This window comes from Klebsiella michiganensis (genome assembly GCF_015139575.1).
GTDB classification, from domain to species: Bacteria; Pseudomonadota; Gammaproteobacteria; order Enterobacterales; family Enterobacteriaceae; genus Klebsiella; species Klebsiella michiganensis.
Genome location: NZ_AP022547.1, coordinates 5,154,369 through 5,171,932, shown reverse-complemented (window position 1 = coordinate 5,171,932; position 17,564 = coordinate 5,154,369). Strand labels below are relative to the sequence as shown.

Annotated in this window: 17 protein-coding genes; 9 read left to right on the top strand and 8 right to left on the bottom strand. The window is 59.5% G+C overall.

Annotated elements, in window-relative coordinates; translation table 11 throughout:
- Genes hpaE through JLG71_RS24190 form a run of 3 tightly spaced genes read right to left on the bottom strand, consistent with a single transcriptional unit; the run spans position 1 to position 2,857 of the window.
- Entirely contained in the window at positions 1 to 1,467 is a 1,467-nt protein-coding gene (gene hpaE / locus JLG71_RS24200; RefSeq protein ID WP_014227787.1) for a 5-carboxymethyl-2-hydroxymuconate semialdehyde dehydrogenase, read from the bottom strand.
- Positions 1,464 to 2,228 carry a fumarylacetoacetate hydrolase family protein gene (locus JLG71_RS24195; RefSeq protein ID WP_049078847.1) on the bottom strand — a complete coding sequence of 255 codons (765 nt, stop codon included), beginning with the start codon at positions 2,226 to 2,228 and terminating at the stop codon, positions 1,464 to 1,466. The genes hpaE and JLG71_RS24195 overlap by 4 nt, the downstream gene beginning before the upstream one ends.
- Positions 2,225 to 2,857, bottom strand: a complete 633-nt coding sequence (locus JLG71_RS24190) for a fumarylacetoacetate hydrolase family protein (RefSeq protein ID WP_048262622.1) — start codon at positions 2,855 to 2,857, stop codon at positions 2,225 to 2,227. Before JLG71_RS24190 ends, JLG71_RS24195 begins: the two co-directional genes overlap by 4 nt.
- A 285-nt stretch (positions 2,858 to 3,142) precedes the next feature.
- Here JLG71_RS24190 and hpaR point away from each other — a divergent pair, with 285 nt between their 5' ends.
- The gene (gene hpaR / locus JLG71_RS24185; protein ID WP_116280467.1) at positions 3,143 to 3,580 is read left to right on the top strand and encodes a homoprotocatechuate degradation operon regulator HpaR; all 438 of its coding nucleotides are present in this window, start codon (positions 3,143 to 3,145) and stop codon (positions 3,578 to 3,580) included.
- A gap of 121 nt (positions 3,581 to 3,701) precedes the next feature.
- Here the strand turns inward: hpaR and JLG71_RS24180 are convergent, their stop codons facing one another.
- The gene (locus tag JLG71_RS24180) at positions 3,702 to 4,916 is read right to left on the bottom strand and encodes an amino acid deaminase (RefSeq protein WP_116280468.1); all 1,215 of its coding nucleotides are present in this window, start codon (positions 4,914 to 4,916) and stop codon (positions 3,702 to 3,704) included.
- A gap of 201 nt (positions 4,917 to 5,117) precedes the next feature.
- On the opposite strand from JLG71_RS24180, the gene JLG71_RS24175 reads away from it, so the two are divergent.
- The 5 genes from JLG71_RS24175 to JLG71_RS24155 all read left to right on the top strand — a co-directional run bounded on the left by JLG71_RS24175 (position 5,118) and on the right by JLG71_RS24155 (position 10,006).
- Complete coding sequence (locus JLG71_RS24175) at positions 5,118 to 6,557, top strand: N-acyl-D-amino-acid deacylase family protein (protein ID WP_057173121.1); 1,440 nt, start codon at positions 5,118 to 5,120, stop codon at positions 6,555 to 6,557.
- Positions 6,558 to 6,567: 10 nt separating this feature from the next.
- Entirely contained in the window at positions 6,568 to 6,960 is a 393-nt protein-coding gene (locus JLG71_RS24170; protein WP_004098320.1) for a RidA family protein, read from the top strand.
- A 103-nt stretch (positions 6,961 to 7,063) separates the two neighbouring features.
- Complete coding sequence (locus JLG71_RS24165; protein ID WP_025106892.1) at positions 7,064 to 8,548, top strand: sodium:solute symporter family protein; 1,485 nt, start codon at positions 7,064 to 7,066, stop codon at positions 8,546 to 8,548.
- Positions 8,545 to 9,417: a 2-dehydro-3-deoxygalactonokinase gene (locus JLG71_RS24160; protein ID WP_047724584.1), complete on the top strand. Its 873-nt coding sequence runs from the start codon at positions 8,545 to 8,547 to the stop codon at positions 9,415 to 9,417. Before JLG71_RS24165 ends, JLG71_RS24160 begins: the two co-directional genes overlap by 4 nt.
- The gene (locus JLG71_RS24155; RefSeq protein ID WP_200913860.1) at positions 9,404 to 10,006 is read left to right on the top strand and encodes a 2-dehydro-3-deoxy-6-phosphogalactonate aldolase; all 603 of its coding nucleotides are present in this window, start codon (positions 9,404 to 9,406) and stop codon (positions 10,004 to 10,006) included. Before JLG71_RS24160 ends, JLG71_RS24155 begins: the two co-directional genes overlap by 14 nt.
- On the opposite strand, the gene JLG71_RS24150 is transcribed toward JLG71_RS24155, so the two are convergent.
- Positions 10,003 to 10,866 (bottom strand): MurR/RpiR family transcriptional regulator, encoded by an 864-nt coding sequence (locus JLG71_RS24150; protein WP_014227796.1) that lies wholly within the window; start codon positions 10,864 to 10,866, stop codon positions 10,003 to 10,005. The two genes, JLG71_RS24155 and JLG71_RS24150, sit on opposite strands and share 4 nt — an antisense overlap.
- 70 nt (positions 10,867 to 10,936) lie before the next feature.
- Entirely contained in the window at positions 10,937 to 11,470 is a 534-nt protein-coding gene (locus JLG71_RS24145; protein WP_029946908.1) for a GNAT family N-acetyltransferase, read from the bottom strand.
- Positions 11,471 to 11,502: 32 nt separating this feature from the next.
- On the opposite strand from JLG71_RS24145, the gene JLG71_RS24140 reads away from it, so the two are divergent.
- Positions 11,503 to 12,339, top strand: coding sequence for a GNAT family N-acetyltransferase (locus tag JLG71_RS24140; protein WP_116280469.1), 837 nt, complete (start codon positions 11,503 to 11,505; stop codon positions 12,337 to 12,339).
- A 3-nt stretch (positions 12,340 to 12,342) separates the two neighbouring features.
- Here the strand turns inward: JLG71_RS24140 and JLG71_RS24135 are convergent, their stop codons facing one another.
- On the bottom strand, positions 12,343 to 13,704 hold the full coding sequence (locus JLG71_RS24135; RefSeq protein ID WP_200913859.1) for an MFS transporter: 1,362 nt from the start codon (positions 13,702 to 13,704) through the stop codon (positions 12,343 to 12,345).
- Between the two features lie 179 nt (positions 13,705 to 13,883).
- The gene (locus JLG71_RS24130) at positions 13,884 to 14,798 is read right to left on the bottom strand and encodes a GntR family transcriptional regulator (RefSeq protein WP_116280470.1); all 915 of its coding nucleotides are present in this window, start codon (positions 14,796 to 14,798) and stop codon (positions 13,884 to 13,886) included.
- Between the two features lie 139 nt (positions 14,799 to 14,937).
- Here JLG71_RS24130 and JLG71_RS24125 point away from each other — a divergent pair, with 139 nt between their 5' ends.
- A complete protein-coding gene (locus tag JLG71_RS24125; protein WP_025106885.1) occupies positions 14,938 to 15,960 on the top strand; it encodes a zinc-binding alcohol dehydrogenase family protein in 1,023 nt (340 codons plus the stop codon).
- 11 nt (positions 15,961 to 15,971) lie between these two features.
- Positions 15,972 to 17,417: a tagaturonate reductase gene (locus tag JLG71_RS24120; protein WP_064406240.1), complete on the top strand. Its 1,446-nt coding sequence runs from the start codon at positions 15,972 to 15,974 to the stop codon at positions 17,415 to 17,417.
- Positions 17,418 to 17,564 lie beyond the last annotated feature (147 nt).

Here is a 17,564-nt window from a genome sequence, read left to right as displayed (position 1 = left end):
TCAGACTCCCCATTTTGGGATCGGATGGTCGCCCATCGAGATGCAGACGTTTTTCATTTCAGCGAACACTTCAAAACTGTATTCGCCGCCTTCGCGGCCGGTACCGGAGGCCTTCACGCCGCCGAACGGCTGACGCAGGTCGCGGACGTTCTGGGTGTTGACGAACACCATTCCGGCTTCGATGCCGCGCGCCAGGCGCAGCACTTTGCTGACGTCCTGGGTCCAGATATAAGAGGCGAGGCCGTACTCCACGTCGTTGGCCAGGCGCAGACCTTCCGCCTCGTCTTTAAACGGCAGCAGACAGGCTACCGGGCCAAAAATCTCTTCCTGCGCCACGCGCATGCGGTTATCGACGTCCGCCAGCACCGTTGGCCGCAGGAAGTTGCCGTTTCTCAGATGGGCGGGCAGATCGGCGGGTTTATCCGCGCCGCCGGCCAGCAGGGTCGCCCCTTCTTCAATGCCGAGGCGGATATAGCCGGAGACTTTCTCCCAGTGCTGCTGGCTAATCAGCGCGCCCACCTGGGTATTCGGGTCGGTGGGGTCGCCGACGCGCAGGCGGTTAGCCCGCTCGGCGAAGCGTTTAATGAACTCGGGGTAGATGCTCTGCTGAATGAAGATGCGCGAGCCGGCGGTGCAGCGTTCGCCGTTGATCGAGAAAATGGTGAACAGCGCGGCGTCGAGGGCGCGCTCAATATCGGCGTCTTCGAAAATCAGCACCGGCGATTTGCCGCCCAGCTCCATGGAGTACTTTTTCAGCCCGGCGTTTTTCATGATGTTGCGCCCGGTGGCGGTACCGCCGGTGAACGAGACCGCGCGTACGTCATGGTGGCGGACCAGCGCATCGCCCGCCGTCGCGCCGTAGCCCTGAACCACGTTCAGCACCCCCGGCGGAATACCCGCCTCCAGCGCCAGCTCGCCAAGACGGTCGGCGGTTAGCGGCGACAGTTCGGACATCTTCAGCACCGCGGTATTGCCCAGCGCGAGGCACGGCGCCACCTTCCAGGTGGCGGTCATAAACGGCACGTTCCACGGCGACACCAGCGCGCAGACGCCGACCGGCTGCACGAGGGTGTAGTTGAGCATCTTGTCGTCAACCGGGTAGGTCTTGCCGTTCATCTGCTGGCACACTTCGGCGAAGAATTCGAAGTTGTGCGAGGCGCGCGGGATCAGCACGTTTTTGGTCTGGTGGATCGGCAGGCCGGTATCGGCGGTCTCCATGGCGGCGATCTCCGGGACGTTCTGGTCGATCAGATCTCCCAGCCGGCGCATCAGACGCGCGCGCTCTTTCATCGGCAGATTGGCCCATTTCGGGAACGCCTCTTTCGCCGCCGCCACCGCCTGATTCACCTCGTCGGCGCCGCCGGAGGCGACTTCCGCCAGCACTTCGCCGGTGGCCGGATTAGTGGTGTGGAAATATTCCGCAGCGGCGACGTTTTTGCCGTTGATCCAGTGGTTAATTTTTTTCATGACAGCTTCTCCTCATATGCCTGCTGGCTAATGATGTGGTTGACCAGGCGGCCGACGCCTTCCACTTCGACGATCACTTCATCGCCCGGCACCACGTCCGACAGCCCCTTCGGCGTGCCGGTGGCGATCATGTCGCCCGGCTGCAGGGTCATAAATTCGCTGAGGTAAGCGATCAGGAACGGAATGCTGAAGATCAGATCGGCGGTGGTGCCCTGCTGGCGCAGTTCGCCGTTGACCCAGGTGCACAGCGCCAGGTTGTGCGGATCGGGGATCGTCTCTTTGCTGACGATCCACGGGCCTATCGGCGTCAGGGTGTCGCGGCTTTTGACCCGCAGGTTGGGACGATAGTAGTTTTCCAGGTAGTCGCGGATGGCGTAGTCGTTGCAGACGGTGTATCCGGCCACGTACGCCATGGCGTCGGCTTCGGTGACCTTACGCGCGGTTTTGCCGATCACCACCACCAGTTCAGCCTCGTAGTGCATGTACTCGACGTTATCCGGGCGCACCGACTCTTGCCTATGGCCGATAAAGGTGTTGGGCGCTTTGATAAACACCAGCGGCTCTGTTGGCGGCGTAAACGCCAGCTCGCTGGCGTGATCGGCGTAGTTCAGGCCCAGCGCGAACAGGGTGCCGTCGGCGGGCGGCAGCCAGCGAAACTCGCCTTCCTGAAGTAACCTGCCGTTGGCGAGCTGGACCTGACCGCGTTCATCAACCTGGACATCGTGCCGTTGCCCCTGCCACTCAATACGTGCCTGTTTCATGCCAGTTCTCCTTCAGCAACCACCGGGTTTTCCAGCGCCGGGAAGCCCTCGGCGAGAATGCGTACGCGATCGCCGGGGCGCAGCGTAACGCGGGAGTGGGGCGTACCGATCAGAATCGCATCGCCGGGATTGAGGGTGGCGAATTCGCTCAGGGCGCTCAGCAGCTCGGCGGCGGAGCGCTGGAGATCGACGGTATTCCAGCTGTCCGCCTCGCGACCGTTGATTTCGGTAATGATGGTCAGGTTATCGACGTTGCTGAGCGGCGCGAGCGCGCCAAGCGGGCAGAAGCCGTCGCGGCATTTGGCTTTGATGGCCGGACGATAGAAGCTCTCTTCCGGCAGGCTGACGTCGTTCGCCAGCGCGTACCCGGCAATATAAGCCGCGGCGTCTTCCGCGGCGATTTTACGTGCGGTTTTACCGACGATTAGCGCCACGGTGGCGCCGCTCTGCACGGTTTCGCCTTGCGGGTAGGGAATGCTCTCGCCGTCGCCGATAACGGTGTTGCGCGGTTTGATAAACCAGACCGCGGTCTTCGGCGGGGTTTTATACGGGGCCTGCTGGAACGCTTCGCGCCAGGCGTCGAGCTGGCTGCGGTGGTTAAGCGCCACGGCGAAGATGGTACCTTTCATTGACCACTCCTCTGCTACGGAATTAGGAAGTTAGTTAATTCATTAATATGTTAATGATCATCTTTTATGCTTTGCGGAAAGGTTTGGCAAACAGAAGTGAATGTTTTGTGATCTGATTAACAATAAATTTACAGTTATATTTTTTGTTTGTTGTTAATCAATTAGATAATTAATTTTTTTGTACCTTCTGGTACTTTTCAGGGGCAGAAACCGGTTGCCTTCAGAAGGAATTAGCGCTAATTATTAACTTATTAACAGATTGGGGATTTATTTCAGAGGTATGTGATGCATGATTCGTTAACTATCGCGCTGCTGCAGGCGCGGGAAGCGGCGATGGCCCACTTTCGGCCCATCGTTAAACGCCACAATCTGACCGAGCAGCAGTGGCGTATCGTGCGCATCCTCGCCGAAAATCCGTCGATGGATTTTCACGATCTGGCCTTTCGCGCCTGTATTTTACGTCCGAGCCTGACCGGTATTCTGACCCGCATGGAGCGCGACGGCCTGGTGCTGCGTTTAAAACCGGTTAACGATCAGCGCAAGCTGTACGTTTCGCTGACGCCTGCGGGCCTGAAGCTGTATGAAAGCGCCCAGGCCCAGGTGGAAGAAGCCTATCGCCAGATAGAAGCCCAATTTACCGTCGAAAAAATGCGTCAGCTTACCGCGCTGCTGGAGGAGTTTATCGCCCTGGGGAATAGGGTGGGTGGAGAGGAAGAAGCGTAATTTTCCTTCCGTGAAGCTAGAAATATTCCCCCGGTCGCGCTGTGCTTACCGGGGCTACGGGCCGGTGCCATCCCGTAGCCCGGATAAGGCGCCAGCCGCCATCCGGGGAGTTCCCTGCCACTCAGAACAGGGTATCGAGCTCTTCCAGCACGTTATACTGCTCGTCCACCAGCAGTAGGGTTTTCCATTTATCAAACGTCAGGCACGGATGCGAGGTGCCGAACACCAGAATATCGCCGACCTGCACGTCGCTGCCTGGTGCAAGGCGCAGCATACAGTGCTGATCCATGATCCCCACACTCTCGATCCCCGCCGCGGAGAGCTGCTCGCCGTTGCGATAGCGAGCGATCGGCTGCGGCAGTCCGGCGTCGAAGGCGCAGTCGCGTTTGCCGAAGTTGACCACCGCGCGATCCGCTTCCGGCACCGACTGGACCATCGCCATCAGCTCCAGCGCCGAGGTTAAATCACCGCCCAGATCGCAGGCGATCGGATCGCGCGCCACCAGCGCTTTCTGCGCGATATCGTAGATCCCCCGATCGTGGGTGATATAGCAGCCGGGGCGGATAACGATCCGGCAGCGCGCCGGTTTCTTCGCCGCCAGCCAGATATTGCACACCACGTCATACCAGACGGTACCGGCGCCGGTCAGCACAAACTCCCCCTCAACCAGATGCGCCATCCGGCAGGCTAAATCGGCGGCCTGGCGCAGCAGAGCTTCCACCTGCGGCTGCGGATCGTCGCCGTGCAACACCCCTTCATACAGCTCAAGTCCGCGCAGCTTAAGGCCCGGAAGGTCCGCGACGGCCTCCGCCATAGCCTGTGCATCCTCAACGCTGCGGCAGCCGCAGCGCCCGCCGGCCACGCCCAGCTCAATCAGCACGTCCAGCGTTTGCCGCCGTTCGCTGAAAAAGGCCGACAGCGCGCGGGCGTTGGCGAGGCTATCGATGCAGCAGATAAACTCCGCCGCCCGGTAATGCGCCTTCAGGCGCGATACCGCCTGCATATTCGCCCTGCCGACCAGCTGATTGACCATCAGAACGCGCTCAACGCCGCTGGCCATCGCCGCGCTGGCCTGCCAGGCGCTGCCCACGCCGATTCCCCATGCGCCCGCCCGCTGCTGGGCCTGAAAAATCCACGGCGTCATGGTTGTTTTACCGTGCGGCGCCAGCGAGACGCCGCGCGCGTCGGCGTAGCGCTGCATCCAGGCGATGTTATTTTCCAGCGCCGTTTTTTTCAGCAGCGCGGCGGGGAGGCAGACCTCCTCCGCCAGCAGATTTGCCGGAGCGGCCATCACGGCGGCTTTGTGCGGAATAAGCGTATCGGAGTGGTATTTCATAACACTATCCTTTTAGGGTTTATGCTCGGAATAAAGCTGAGTATCAATTTTAATTAATTGAAAAATATAAATTTAATATGTGATTTTTATTGTTTGTGAATAAAAGTATCACAATTTGATCTGGTTTTTGCGTAGTTTTCCACTGTTTTTCCGCCTTGTAAATGGTTAACTTGTCGACAGAGTTGAAAGGGAGTCATTGCGATGAAAGTTAACTGGCTTTTCAAAAACGTCACGGTCATTGACGGCAGCGGCGGACCGCAGTTTCGCGGCGACGTGGCGGTGAAGGGCGATCGGATTGTAGATATGGCCCCGGCGCTGAACCTGCCGGCGGAGCAGGTGATTGACGGGCAGGGGCGCGTGCTGGCGCCCGGGTTTATCGATGTGCATACCCATGACGACATCAACGTCATTCGTATGCCAGCCTATTTGCCCAAGCTGAGTCAGGGGGTGACGACGGTGATTGTCGGCAACTGCGGGATCAGCGCGGCGACGGCGACCCTGCGCGACGGCGTGCCTGACCCGATGAACCTGCTGGGCGAGCAGGAGCATTTTGTTTACCCCACCGTTGATGCTTACGCCCAGGCGGTGGAGGCGGCGAAGCCGTCATTGAACGTCGGCACGCTGATTGGCCATACCGCGCTGCGCAATAACCATATGGACGATCTGTTCCGTCCGGCGACGGACACCGAGATCGCCGGAATGCGGGTGCAGCTGCGCGACGCGCTGCGCCAGGGGGCACTGGGTCTGAGCAGCGGGCTGGCCTACGCCAGCGCGTTTCAGTCCACCACCGAAGAGGTGATGGCGCTGGCCGAGGAGCTGGCGGCGGAGGGGGGAATTTATACCACCCACCTGCGTTCTGAGTTCGAGCCGATTCTGGAGGCGCTCGACGAGGCGTTCCGCATTGGCCGCCACGGCAACGTGCCGGTGGTGGTCTCGCATCATAAGTGCGCCGGCGCGAAAAACTGGGGCCGCACCCGCGAGACGCTGGCCTTCTTCGATGAGATGCGCCAGCGCCAGGAGATTGCCTGCGACTGCTATCCCTACTCCGCCAGCTCATCGACGCTGGATATGAAGCAGGTGACCGATGAGTTCGATATCGTCATCACCTGGTCGGAAGCGCAGCCCGAGCAGGCCGGGAAAACCCTGCGGCAGATTGCCGACGGCTGGCAGGTTAGCCTGCACGAGGCGGCGGCGCGGCTGATGCCCGCAGGCGCCATCTACTACAACATGGACGAGCAGGACGTACGGCGGGTGCTGCGTTACCCGGTGACCATGATCGGCTCCGACGGTCTGCCGAACGACCCGATGCCGCATCCGCGGCTGTGGGGCGCGTTCCCGCGGGTCCTGGGCCACTACAGCCGCGATGAACGGCTGTTTCCGCTGACCACCGCTATCCACAAAATGACCGGGCTGTCGGCGGCGCGTTTCCAGCTGGCGGATCGTGGGTTGGTGAAAGTGGGCTACTTTGCCGATCTGGTGCTGTTCGATCCGCAGACGGTGCGCGATGTCGCCAGCTTCTCCGACCCGAAACAACCGGCGGAGGGGATCGAGGCGGTGATGGTCAACGGCGTGATGAGCTACGGCAGCGACAAAAAGATTATCGGGCGCGCGGGGCGTTTCCTGCGCCGCCAAATGAACTAAGGAGTGCAAAATGAGTATTAAACGTTATGGCGTAGAAGGCGGTACCGGCACCGGCGGGCAGCATCTGCCGTTCGCGCGCGCGGTGGAGGCGGGGGGCTGGCTGTACGTTTCCGGCCAGACGCCGATGAAGGACGGTGAAGTGGTGGAAGGCGGGATTGTCGACCAGGCGCGTCTGGCGATTCAGAACTGCGTGGATATCATGACCGAAGCGGGCTACACCCTGGCCGACGTGGTGCACGTCAAGGTGATCCTCACCGATGCGCGCTATTTCCAGTCTTTCAATAAAGTGTTCCGCGAGTTCTTTGGCGACAACCCGCCCGCCCGTATCTGCTGCGTCGCAGACCTGGTGGTGGATTGTAAAGTCGAAGTAGATGTGACCTGTTATAACGCGGCTCGCGTATAAAAATTTATTAACCAGAAATATAAACAGGATTTTTGAGCGCTGAATTCATTCAGCGCTTCGTAGCCTTTTACCTTTTACATACTCAACTGGCAGGATGTGAATAATGAATAGTCATATCTTTTTAGTCGGCTTTATTATTTACGCGTTGGCCATGATTTGGCTTGGCTGGTACGTGTCGCGTAATCAAAAAAGCGGTGAAGATTTTTTACTCGGCGGCCGTTCCTTACCGCTGTTCCTGACGCTGGGCTCCACCGTGGCGACCATGGTGGGGACCGGTTCAAGCATGGGCGCCGTAGGCTTCGGCTACAGCAACGGCTGGGCCGGAATGCTCTACGGCGTGGGCGGAGCCATCGGTATTTTACTGGTGGCCTGGCTGTTTGCCCCGGTGCGTAAACTGCGCTTTATGACCATGAGCGAAGAGCTCTCTTATTATACGGGCGGCAGCCATTTAATTAAAAATATCGTTGGCATAATGATATTTGTTGCCTCGATTGGCTGGCTGGGGGCGCATATTCTTGGCGGCAGCATGTATTTATCCTGGGCGACGGGGATAAATCTGACGGTGGCCAAAATTATTATTGCCCTGGCCTTTGCGATTTACGTCATCATCGGCGGTTATTCTGCGGTGGTATGGACGGATACCATTCAGGCATTAATTCTCTTTTTCGGCTTTATCCTGATGGCGATTCTGGCGGTGGTTCACGTCGGCGGATGGGATGCCATCGTACAGGCGATGGATCCCAGGGCGATGAGCCTGTTCGCGGTCGATAAGCTGGGCGTCATTCCGGCGCTATCGCTGGCGATGGTCATCGGCGTCGGCGTGCTGGCGACCCCTTCCTATCGTCAGCGTATTTATTCGGGGAAAGATGTCTCTTCGGTGCGCCGTTCGTTTGTCTATACCGGCGTGCTGTATCTGTTTTTCTCGGTGCTGCCGGCGATTATCGGCATGGCGGCATGGACAATGAACCCCCATCTTGAGAACAGCAACTACGCCTTCCTGTTCGCCACCAGCTTCCTGCCGGCGATACTGGGTCTGGTGGTGCTGATTGCCGGGCTTTCCGCCACCATGTCTTCGGCCAGCTCCGATGCGATAGCCGCCGTGGCCATCATGATGCGCGATGTCTACACCCTCGTTACCGGAAAAATGCCGCCGGCGCATAAGGCAATAACGCTCTCCCGCTGGATGCTGGCGTTCGTCATCGGCCTGGCGATGATCTTCGCCCTGACCTCGAACGATATCATCAGCTATATCACCAAAATGATCTCCATGCTGATGTCCGGGCTGTTCGTCTGTTCAATTCTGGGCCGCTTCTGGCTGCGCTTTAACTGGCAGGGCGCGCTCACCGCGCTGCTGAGCGGCATGCTGGTGTCGATTGTGGTTCTGGTTAAGGCAGACTGGCTGGCTTATTGGGGCAATCCGTGCATACCGTCGGTCGTCGGCAGCTTCGTTTCCGCCATTTTTGTCACCGTCATGACGCCAGCCAGCAAAATCAGCCGTCAGCAGGCGCTGGAAATGATTACGCAAGAGCGGGAAGGGCAGGCGATTCCGGCGAAGACGGCGGTGCAGGCCTCGGGAGAAGCACCATGAAGGACTATATTGCCGTCGACTGGGGCTCTACCCAGCTGCGCGGCTGGCTGATTCGCAACGGCCAGTGCATCGGGACGAAGCAGCTGCCGCTGGGCATCACCCGCCTGAACGGACGATCGCCCGCCGACGTATTCGCGGAGCATGTGGCTCCCTGGCGCGGCGCCGAAATGCTGCCGGTGCTGATGGCCGGGATGATCGGCAGCGATGCGGGCTGGCAAGCGGTGCCGTATCTGGCCTGTCCGGCGGCGATCGACGCGCCGGGGCAGCAGCGATGCGCCGTGGCTGAAGGCGTGTGGATTATTCCCGGGCTCAAGATTGCCCAGGGCGGGGAGTTCAACGTGATGCGCGGCGAAGAGACGCAGCTGCTGGGGGCGATGGAGCTGGCGCCAGCGGAGTGCTACGTGCTGCCGGGCACCCACTGCAAATGGGTACAGGTGACGGACGGCATGGTGCGTCATTTTGCCACGGCGATGACCGGCGAACTGCACCATCTGCTGATGACGCAATCGCTGATCGGCAAAGGGCTGCCGGCCCAGCAGGCGGACGAGGCGGCCTTTGAACAGGGGCTGGAAAAAGGGCTGGCGCAGCCGTCGCTGATTAGCGAACTGTTTGTCGCCAGAGCCGCCCGGGTACTCGGGGCGCTGGCGGCAACCTCGGTCAGCGACTATCTCTCCGGGCTGCTGATTGGCGCGGAGGTGGCGACCCTCGGGCAGCGTTACCGTACCTCCGGCGTCACGCTGGTTGGCGACCCGGCGCTGAATGCCCGCTACAGCCGGGCGATGAGGGCGCGCGGAATGACGGTTAACAGTTGCAGCGGCGATGAGGCGCTGCTGGGTGGCATGGCGAGGATAATGCATGGACAAGATTAAACTGGTAGCGATTTTACGCGGTATTCGCCCCGCTGAGGCGGCGGAGCATATTGAGACGCTGATAAAGGCGGGATTTCGCGATATCGAAATTCCGCTTAACTCACCGGACTGGCAGCAGAGCATTCCGCAGATGGCCGCGCGCTTCGGTGAGCAGGCGGTGATTGGCGCGGGAACGGTGCTTAAGGTGGAGCAGGTCGATTTTCTGGCCGATGCCGGGGCGAAGCTTATCGTGACGCCGAATACTGAGCCGACGACGATCCGCCGGGCGGTGGCGCGCGGAATGCGGGTCTGCGCCGGATGCGCTACCGCGACCGAGGCGTTCAGCGCGCTGGACGCCGGGGCGCAGTGGCTGAAGATTTTCCCGTCTTCCACCTTCGGCCCGGACTATATTCGGGCGCTGAAAGCGGTGCTGCCGCCGGAGGTGCCGGTGCTGGCGGTCGGCGGCGTGACGCCGGAGAATCTGGCGAGCTGGGTCGAGGCGGGATGCGCCGGCGCCGGTCTGGGAAGCGATCTGTATCGCGCCGGGCAGGCCGTGGAGCGTACCCGTCAGCAGGCGGAGAGGTTTATCGCCGCCGCCCGCAGCGGTTAATCGCCCAGCGGCTGCCTGTCGACGCCGCCGCGATGGCTGTCGAGCGCCAGCTTAATCCGGCGCAGCCTGCCCTTTGCCTGGGTTTTGTTGGCCATCGCCAGTTCGGTGGCCAGCACGTCAACCATCGCCAGCATCGCATAGCGTGAGGTGCTGGGCTTGAAGATATAGTCGTTTTCGCGCACCAGCAGCGGCAGCACCAGATCCGCCTGCTCCGCCAGCGGCGTTCCGGCGGGGGTGATGGCAATGACCTTTGCGCCGTACTGCCTGGCAATCGCCGCGCTCTCAATAATTTCCTGGGTATAGCCGCCCAGCGACAGCACGATAACCACATCCTTTGGCGTCACCGCCGAGCTCATCATGCGCACCAGCAGGCCGTCGTTCTGGCTGACCACCGGCAGACCGAGGCGAAACAGACGGTACTGGATCTCCTGGGCGCAGATGGTGGAGCCGCCGCCCATCCCGAGGGCCAGGATCTGCCGCGCGTCGCTCAGCCAGCTCACCGCGCGCTTCAGCGCCTCAATATCCAGCGCCCGGCGGTTGGTCTCCAGCACGCCGATGATCGACTCGTAGATCCCCTGCACGCCCTCAAGGTCCGGAACATCGAGGATAAATCGCTGCCCGACCGCCAGGGATTGCGCGAGCTTCATTTTCAGCTCGCGGACGTCTTTGCAGCCGAGCGCCCGGGCAAAGCGGGTGACCGAGGCCTGGCTGGTGTGGGTCAGGCGCGCCATCTCCGCGATGGGCAGCTCCGCCGCCGCCGCGACATCATCGAGAATAAACTGCGCGATGCGTTTTTCGGTCGCCGTGAGTTCCACAAAGCGATCGGTAATGCAGGAAATGATATCGATTGACCAGGACATACGGGTATCAACGGGTAAGTTTTGAATGGTACTTTGTACCATATTCCGCCGCTGAAATCAGCGCCGGAGGCTACAGCGCTAAGCGCATGGCGCAGCGCGTTTCCGGCGGCAGGCCGTGTTCCGTTTCCAGCTCCCTTTTCGCCGCCAGCCCTGCCGGTAGCCTTAGCTCGCTTAACATTGAAAACCCCAGGCGCGTGTAAAACGGCGCGTTCCACGGCACGTCGCGGAAGGTGGTGAGCGTGACCGCCGGATACGCCGCCTGGCGGGCTGTCTCAATGACCTGCTCCAGCATCATGCGGCCAACGCCTCGTCCCTGCCACGCCTGATGAACGGCGATCTCCACGATAAACAGCGCATCGTCCAGCGGTTCGCTCAGCAGGAAGCCTATCGGTTGGTCATCGGCCACGGCCAGCAGGCTGTGGTCAGTTTCAAGAAACAGCCGGTGGCGCTCGGGGCTTATCACTTCGCTTTCCGCCAGCCAGGCCAGCGCCGGGATCTGGCGAAAAGCCTGGGCCGCCGAGCGCTCAATGGCGGGCAGAAGAGGGATGTCTCTCTCCTCAGTCAGGCGTAACGTCGCGGCGGCGGTTATAGTGTTAGTTTTCATCACCTCAGCATAGCAGCCTCCGGGAGAAATGTATGGAGCTTACCGCCGTTTCCGCCACCCAGTTCAGCGTCGCGCAGCTGACGACGATCCTTTGCGACTGTTTCGAAGATTACCTGGTTCCCGTCACGCTATCGGTAGAGGTTTTTGTCCAGCGTTTTAGCGCCGAAGGGCTGAGCCTGCTGGATTCCTGCGTCTGGCTGGATGGAGATGTCCCCTCGGCGATGGCGGTCGTCGCCCGCCGCGGCGATGAAGCCAGGCTGGCGGCGTTCGCGGTGCGGCCTGCCTATCGCGGAAAGGGCGTTGGCCGCCGGCTGATGACGCCGCTTATCGAAGCGCTGCGCGAGCAGGGCGTACGGCGGATATGGCTGGAGGTTATCCGCGACAACCACGCCGCGGTGGCGCTGTATCAATCGCTGGGCTTCGAGGTGCGGCACGGGCTGTGCGGCTATCTGAGCGCGCAGGCCGCGAGCGAGGAGTCATCCGTATTGCAGGAGTATGACGTGCTGGCGCTGACGCGCAGGGCCGGCGCCGAGATTAACGGCCAGCTGCCGTGGCTGATGGACCCGCTCACCTTCAGCACCCTGCCGTGCCGGGCGCTGAGCCTCCATCAGCAGGCTTTCGCCGTGCTGGCGACCTTATCCAGCAGGCCGCAGCTGCAGTTTTTATGGGTCGATCCCGCCGCCCGCGGGCGCGGGCTGGGACGGGAAATGCTGATGGCGCTCGCCCAACGCTTTCCGGGGCTCGGGACCTCGGTGACCATCCCGGAGCGCTTTACGCCGCTGTTTCACGCCGCCGGCTATACGCCCATGGCATTAAAACAGTATGAAATGAGCGCAACGTTGAGCGCCCCGCCGCCAGCAGGGCGTTGAGATTCAGCCGTTACGCGGGTCGCTAATCGGCTGACGAACCAGGAAAATATAGGCCAGCGCGCCGAGGGCGGTCACGCAGCCGCAGATAATCAGCGCCAGCTGGAATGAGTGGGTGGTATCGACGATAAATCCGGTCACCACCGGCGCGAAGGAGGCGCAGATAAAGCTGGCGAAGTTCTGGATGCTGCCGACGGATGCGGTCATTCTCGAGGCCACCGCGACGTGAATCAACCCCCAGCAGGAGGTGCCGGCAAAGTGGATGCAGAACAGCGCCATACCGATTAACAGCACCGCGGCGATAGAGGTAGTGGCCTGCGGCACAATTAACGTAAACGCGGCGGAGCAGAACATCCCGGCAATAATGCAAATTTTACGGCTTTTGATCGGCGCCATGCCGCCTTTAACCAGCCAGTCGGTGACGTAGCCGTTGATAAGCATACCGGCGGCGCCGAACAGGAAAGGAATGGCGGCCATAAAACCGGTACTTTTCAGATCGAGGCTATACGCCGTTTGCAGGTAGCCCGGCAGCCAGGCCAGATACAGCCACGCGGTATAGTTGATGCCGCTGAAGCCCAGCATCATTCCCCACATGGTTTTGTTTTTAAACAGGCTGCGCCATTCGGCAAAGCTCAGCGGGTCGCGGCGAACGTTGACGCTTCCGGCGTTAAGGTAGGCCTGCTCATCGGCGGTGAGAGAGATATCTTCCCGGTTGCGATAGAGCATATACCAGCCGATAGCGACGAAGATCCCCAGCACGCCGATGGTGATAAACATCCCGCGCCAGCCCATCATCAGCATCATGGCGGCAAGGATCGGCGGGCTGATCGCGACGCCAATGGTCGAGGCGGCGTTAAAGAAGCCCATCGGGCGGCCGCGCTCTTTGATATTAAACCAGTCGTTGATCACCTTGACGCCGCAGGGGTTCATCGGCGCTTCGCCGATCCCCATGCCGATACGCACCAGCACGAACTGGGTAAAGCTGTGCACCATCCCCGAGACCGCCTGAAACAGCGACCAGAAAAACATCCCCAGCCCCAGCATGATGCGCGGACCTTTACGGTCCAGCAGCGGCCCGCAGGGGAGCTGGGCGATGCCGTAGGCCAGCGAGAAAACGGACAGCAGCGCCCCGATTTCGGTGGCGCTGAGCCCCAGATCCTCGCGAATCGTTAAGTTCGCGACGGACAATGAACTTCTGTCGAGGTAATTAATCACCGCCGCCAGAAATAACAGGATCATTGCCGTTGTCTGAATTTTTTTAATGCGAGTACTACGCGTTAACGTATTATATAACGGAACAGTCATCGTCTCCGCCTTTCCTTTATCAAAGGTTGTCTGCGGGTCGATAGTGATATTTCGTGATTCCACGCCTGACTCCTGGTTATTCTATTTGAACGACAAGTGACATCGAATGGTTTAAACCCCACCCACCTATTTCACAGTAAAGTAAGTCGACTTGTTTTCAGCATAAATAACCTTTTTTCTGGCGCTGGTTTATGTTTTGAGATCTGTGCTGCTGATTATCATTTTCTGTTTTTAATCGGTACTTAATAAGCCAGGGATTCGCTCTGCCTGAGCGAGTTAATCATTGATTGCTTCGCCGAGCTCAGGTGGTTACGCAGCGCCAGGTTGGCGTCCAGATCGCTGCGGCAGATGAGCGCGCTCAGGATAGTCATATGTTCATCAATGGCGATGATATTGCGCTGTTTAAGGTCGCTCTCATCCCACTGATAGTGAAAGTGAAAAATCACGGAAATAATCTCAAGGGATTGATTAAAAAATATATTCTCAGCCGCGGACAGGAGCAGAGAATGAAAGTCGCGATCGAGCTGGGAAAACATACGAAAGCTGTCGCCGATGCTGTCACGCAGGGCGCGATGGCGCTCAAGCAGGGTTTTCGCCTGCAGCCAGCGGGCGTCGTTGTCCGGGAGGTTGAGAAAGTGCTGTAGCGCGTGGGTTTCCAGCATTTCCCGCAGTTCGAACAGCTGCTCGGCCCAGGATTGCTCAAACTTCTTCATATTCCACTGGCCGCGCTTTTCGCTTTCAATCAGGTTGTAGCGGCTGAATTTCAACAAAAACTCCCTGACCACGACCGGGCTGACGCCGGCAGCACGCGCCAGCTGTAGCTCGGAAAATATCTCTCCGGCGCGCAGCTGGCGCTGGTTAATCATTGTGTAAAACGCCTGCTCGAAGAGACGGTTCTGTTCCGCCAGCGAGGCGCTGGAGCCATCGAAGCCGTCCTGCATCTCCGGCTGGCGAAGGATCTGGTAGTCCTGACCGCTCTGGCGCAGCACGCCGCGCTCGCACAGGTGGCTGAGGATATGGCGCACGGTGGTGCGGCTGATGTTGTACATCTCCGCCAGCGCGCTTTGTGAGGGCAGCGGCGACGGAAGAAAGCCGCGCGCCATATCGTTAATGACCTGGTTAATGACGTTGTGACGAAGGTTTTGCGAGCGGCTCATTATGCATCTCCATTTTTTTAGCTATTAAAGCCGGATTTAAAACAGTTTTGTGCGTGAGATTTCACAATTTTTGCAATGAATTTATTCTCACCTCTGTTTTTCATCGATATCTAAACCAACAAATACGGAGGAAATTATTATGACGTCGATGAATACATTAGTGTGTCAGGAACCCAAAATATTGCGCTGGGAAAAACGCCAGATTCCCATTCCCGGTGATGATGAAGTGCTTATTAAAATAAAAACGGTGGGGATTTGTGGTACGGATATTCATGCCTGGGGAGGGAATCAACCTTTTTTTAGCTATCCGCGCGTGCTCGGTCATGAAATATGCGGTGAGATTATCGGTCTGGGTAAAAATATTCTTAATCTGAAAAGCGGACAGCAGGTTGCCGTCATACCCTACGTCGCCTGCGGTCAGTGTCCGGCCTGCCTGAGCGGCCGGACAAACTGCTGCGAGAAAATTTCCGTGATCGGCGTACATCGGGACGGCGGGTTTAGCGAGTACCTCTGCGTGCCGGTAAAAAATCTGCTGGTGGTGGATGACGTCGAGCCGGAAGCCGCGGCGCTGATTGAGCCTTTTGCCATCAGCGCCCACGCGGTGCGTCGCGCCGCTATCCAGCCGGGAGAGCAGGTGCTGGTGGTCGGCGCGGGCCCTATTGGTCTCGGGGCGGCGGCGATCGCCAAAGCCGACGGGGCGCAGGTGGTGGTGGCGGATACCAGCCCGGCGCGGCGCGACCACGTGGCGCAGCACCTTGGTCTGGCCACGCTCGACCCTTCCGACCCGCAGTTCACCGAACGGCTGTGTGCCGCGTTTGGTGGTTCGCTGGCGCAGAAGGTGATCGACGCCACGGGGAATCAGCAGGCGATGAACAATACGGTGAATTTAATCCGCCACGGCGGCAGCATCATCTTTGTTGGCCTGTTTAAAGGTGAGCTGCAGATCCCGGACCCGGAGTTTCATAAGAAAGAGACGACCATGATGGGCAGCCGTAATGCGACGGAAGAGGATTTTGCCAAAGTCGGGCGGCTGATGGCCGAGGGGAAAGTCACCGCCGGGATGATGCTGACCCACCGCTACGATTTCAGGTCGCTGGCTGAGATTTACGAAAACGACGTGATTAACAATCGCCAGCTTATCAAAGGCGTCATTCATTTTTAGCAGGTAAGGCTATGAAATCGTTAAACAGAAAAGATTTTCCCGGGCCGCGGTACCCGACGCGCGTGATTCAGTTCGGCGAAGGCAACTTCCTGCGGGCGTTTATCGACTGGCAGCTGGACCTGCTGAATGAGCAAACCGATCTGGCGGCAGGCGTGACCATCATTCGCCCGATCAACACCGAGTTTCCGCCGTCGCTTAATATCCAGGACGGACTCTACACCACGGCGATCCGCGGGCTGGACGAACGCGGCGAGGCGGTGAGCGAGGCGCGGATTATTCGATCGGTGAATAACGAGATCAACCCGTGGCAGGATTTTGCCGGCTATCTGGCGCTGGCTCGTAATCCGGCGATCGCGTTCGTATTTTCAAATACCACCGAAGCGGGCATCAGCTATCACGCCGGAGACCGGCCTGACGATAAGCCGCCGGTCAGCTTTCCGGCGAAGCTGACCCAGCTGCTGTTCGAACGGTTCCGCCATTTCAACGGCGCAGCGGATAAGGGGTGGACGATTATCCCCTGTGAGCTGATCGACTACAACGGCGAAGCGCTGAAGGCGCTGGTGCTGCGCTATGCCGAAGAGTGGCAATTGCCCGCGGCTTTTCGCGACTGGGTTGAGACCGCCAATACGTTTTGTTCAACGCTGGTTGATCGCATCGTCACCGGCTACCCGCGCGAGGAAGCGGAAAAGCTCGAAGCGGAGCTGGGCTACCATGATGCTTTCCTGGATACCGCCGAATACTTCTGGCTGTTCGTTATCCAGGGGCCGCAGGCGCTGGCGAAGACGCTGCGGCTCGAACGTTACCCGCTCAATATCCGTCTCGTAGAGGATATCCGGCCCTATAAAGAGCGCAAAGTCGCCATTCTTAACGGCGCGCACACCGCGCTGGTGCCGGTGGCGTGGCTGTGCGGCGTCGATACCGTTGGCGAAGCGATGCAGGACGAAGCCATTCGCCATTATGTGCAGCAAACTATCGACGAGGAGATTATTCCGGCGCTGGATTTACCGGCCGATGAGCTGAGGCAGTTTGCCGATGCCGTGACCGGGCGCTTTCTTAATCCCTGGATTCGCCATCAGCTGCTCTCTATCGCCCTGAACGGCATGACCAAATTTCGCACCCGGATCCTGCCGCAGCTGCTGACGCATATCCGCCAGCACGGCGCAATCCCGCCGCGGCTAACGTTCGCCCTGGCGGCGCTCATCGCCTTCTATCGCGGGCAGCGCGACGGGCAGGCGTATCCGCTGCAGGATGATGATGTCTGGCTAAGCCGTTTTGCCGCAGGATGGGCGCAGGTGGCGCAAGGCCGCCCGCTGCATGAACTGGTCACCGAAGTCCTGCAGGATACCGGGCACTGGGGTGAAGATCTGACGGCAATACCGGGTCTTGCCGAACAGGTCACGCGGTATCTGGAAGTCATTTTGAGCGCGGGGATGCGGGAGGCCCTGAGGCGGCTGTAGTCGGTTTGTTGTGCGGCGCCCGCGGATTTGGGCGCCGTTTTTTTTGTGCTCTGAACCGCAAAAAATAAATTAAGCGCCAATGGTTGGTGGATTTCCCGCATCATAAGAGCCTATCCCATTAGGGCTATTTTGCTTGCCATTTTGAAC

Excerpts from the sequence above, each read along its gene's own strand:
- JLG71_RS24165 (WP_025106892.1), top strand. The coding sequence starts at position 7,064 with ATGAATAGTCATATCTTTTTAGTCGGCTTTATTATTTACGCGTTGGCC.
- hpaE (WP_014227787.1), bottom strand. The coding sequence starts at position 1,467 with ATGAAAAAAATTAACCACTGGATCAACGGCAAAAACGTCGCCGCTGCG.
- JLG71_RS24140 (WP_116280469.1), top strand. The coding sequence starts at position 11,503 with ATGGAGCTTACCGCCGTTTCCGCCACCCAGTTCAGCGTCGCGCAGCTG.
- JLG71_RS24195 (WP_049078847.1), bottom strand. The coding sequence starts at position 2,228 with ATGAAACAGGCACGTATTGAGTGGCAGGGGCAACGGCACGATGTCCAG.
- JLG71_RS24120 (WP_064406240.1), top strand. The coding sequence starts at position 15,972 with ATGAAATCGTTAAACAGAAAAGATTTTCCCGGGCCGCGGTACCCGACG.
- JLG71_RS24180 (WP_116280468.1), bottom strand. The coding sequence starts at position 4,916 with ATGAAATACCACTCCGATACGCTTATTCCGCACAAAGCCGCCGTGATG.
- JLG71_RS24170 (WP_004098320.1), top strand. The coding sequence starts at position 6,568 with ATGAGTATTAAACGTTATGGCGTAGAAGGCGGTACCGGCACCGGCGGG.
- hpaR (WP_116280467.1), top strand. The coding sequence starts at position 3,143 with ATGCATGATTCGTTAACTATCGCGCTGCTGCAGGCGCGGGAAGCGGCG.
- JLG71_RS24175 (WP_057173121.1), top strand. The coding sequence starts at position 5,118 with ATGAAAGTTAACTGGCTTTTCAAAAACGTCACGGTCATTGACGGCAGC.
- JLG71_RS24190 (WP_048262622.1), bottom strand. The coding sequence starts at position 2,857 with ATGAAAGGTACCATCTTCGCCGTGGCGCTTAACCACCGCAGCCAGCTC.
- JLG71_RS24145 (WP_029946908.1), bottom strand. The coding sequence starts at position 11,470 with ATGAAAACTAACACTATAACCGCCGCCGCGACGTTACGCCTGACTGAG.
- JLG71_RS24125 (WP_025106885.1), top strand. The coding sequence starts at position 14,938 with ATGACGTCGATGAATACATTAGTGTGTCAGGAACCCAAAATATTGCGC.
- JLG71_RS24130 (WP_116280470.1), bottom strand. The coding sequence starts at position 14,798 with ATGAGCCGCTCGCAAAACCTTCGTCACAACGTCATTAACCAGGTCATT.
- JLG71_RS24160 (WP_047724584.1), top strand. The coding sequence starts at position 8,545 with ATGAAGGACTATATTGCCGTCGACTGGGGCTCTACCCAGCTGCGCGGC.
- JLG71_RS24150 (WP_014227796.1), bottom strand. The coding sequence starts at position 10,866 with ATGTCCTGGTCAATCGATATCATTTCCTGCATTACCGATCGCTTTGTG.
- JLG71_RS24155 (WP_200913860.1), top strand. The coding sequence starts at position 9,404 with ATGGACAAGATTAAACTGGTAGCGATTTTACGCGGTATTCGCCCCGCT.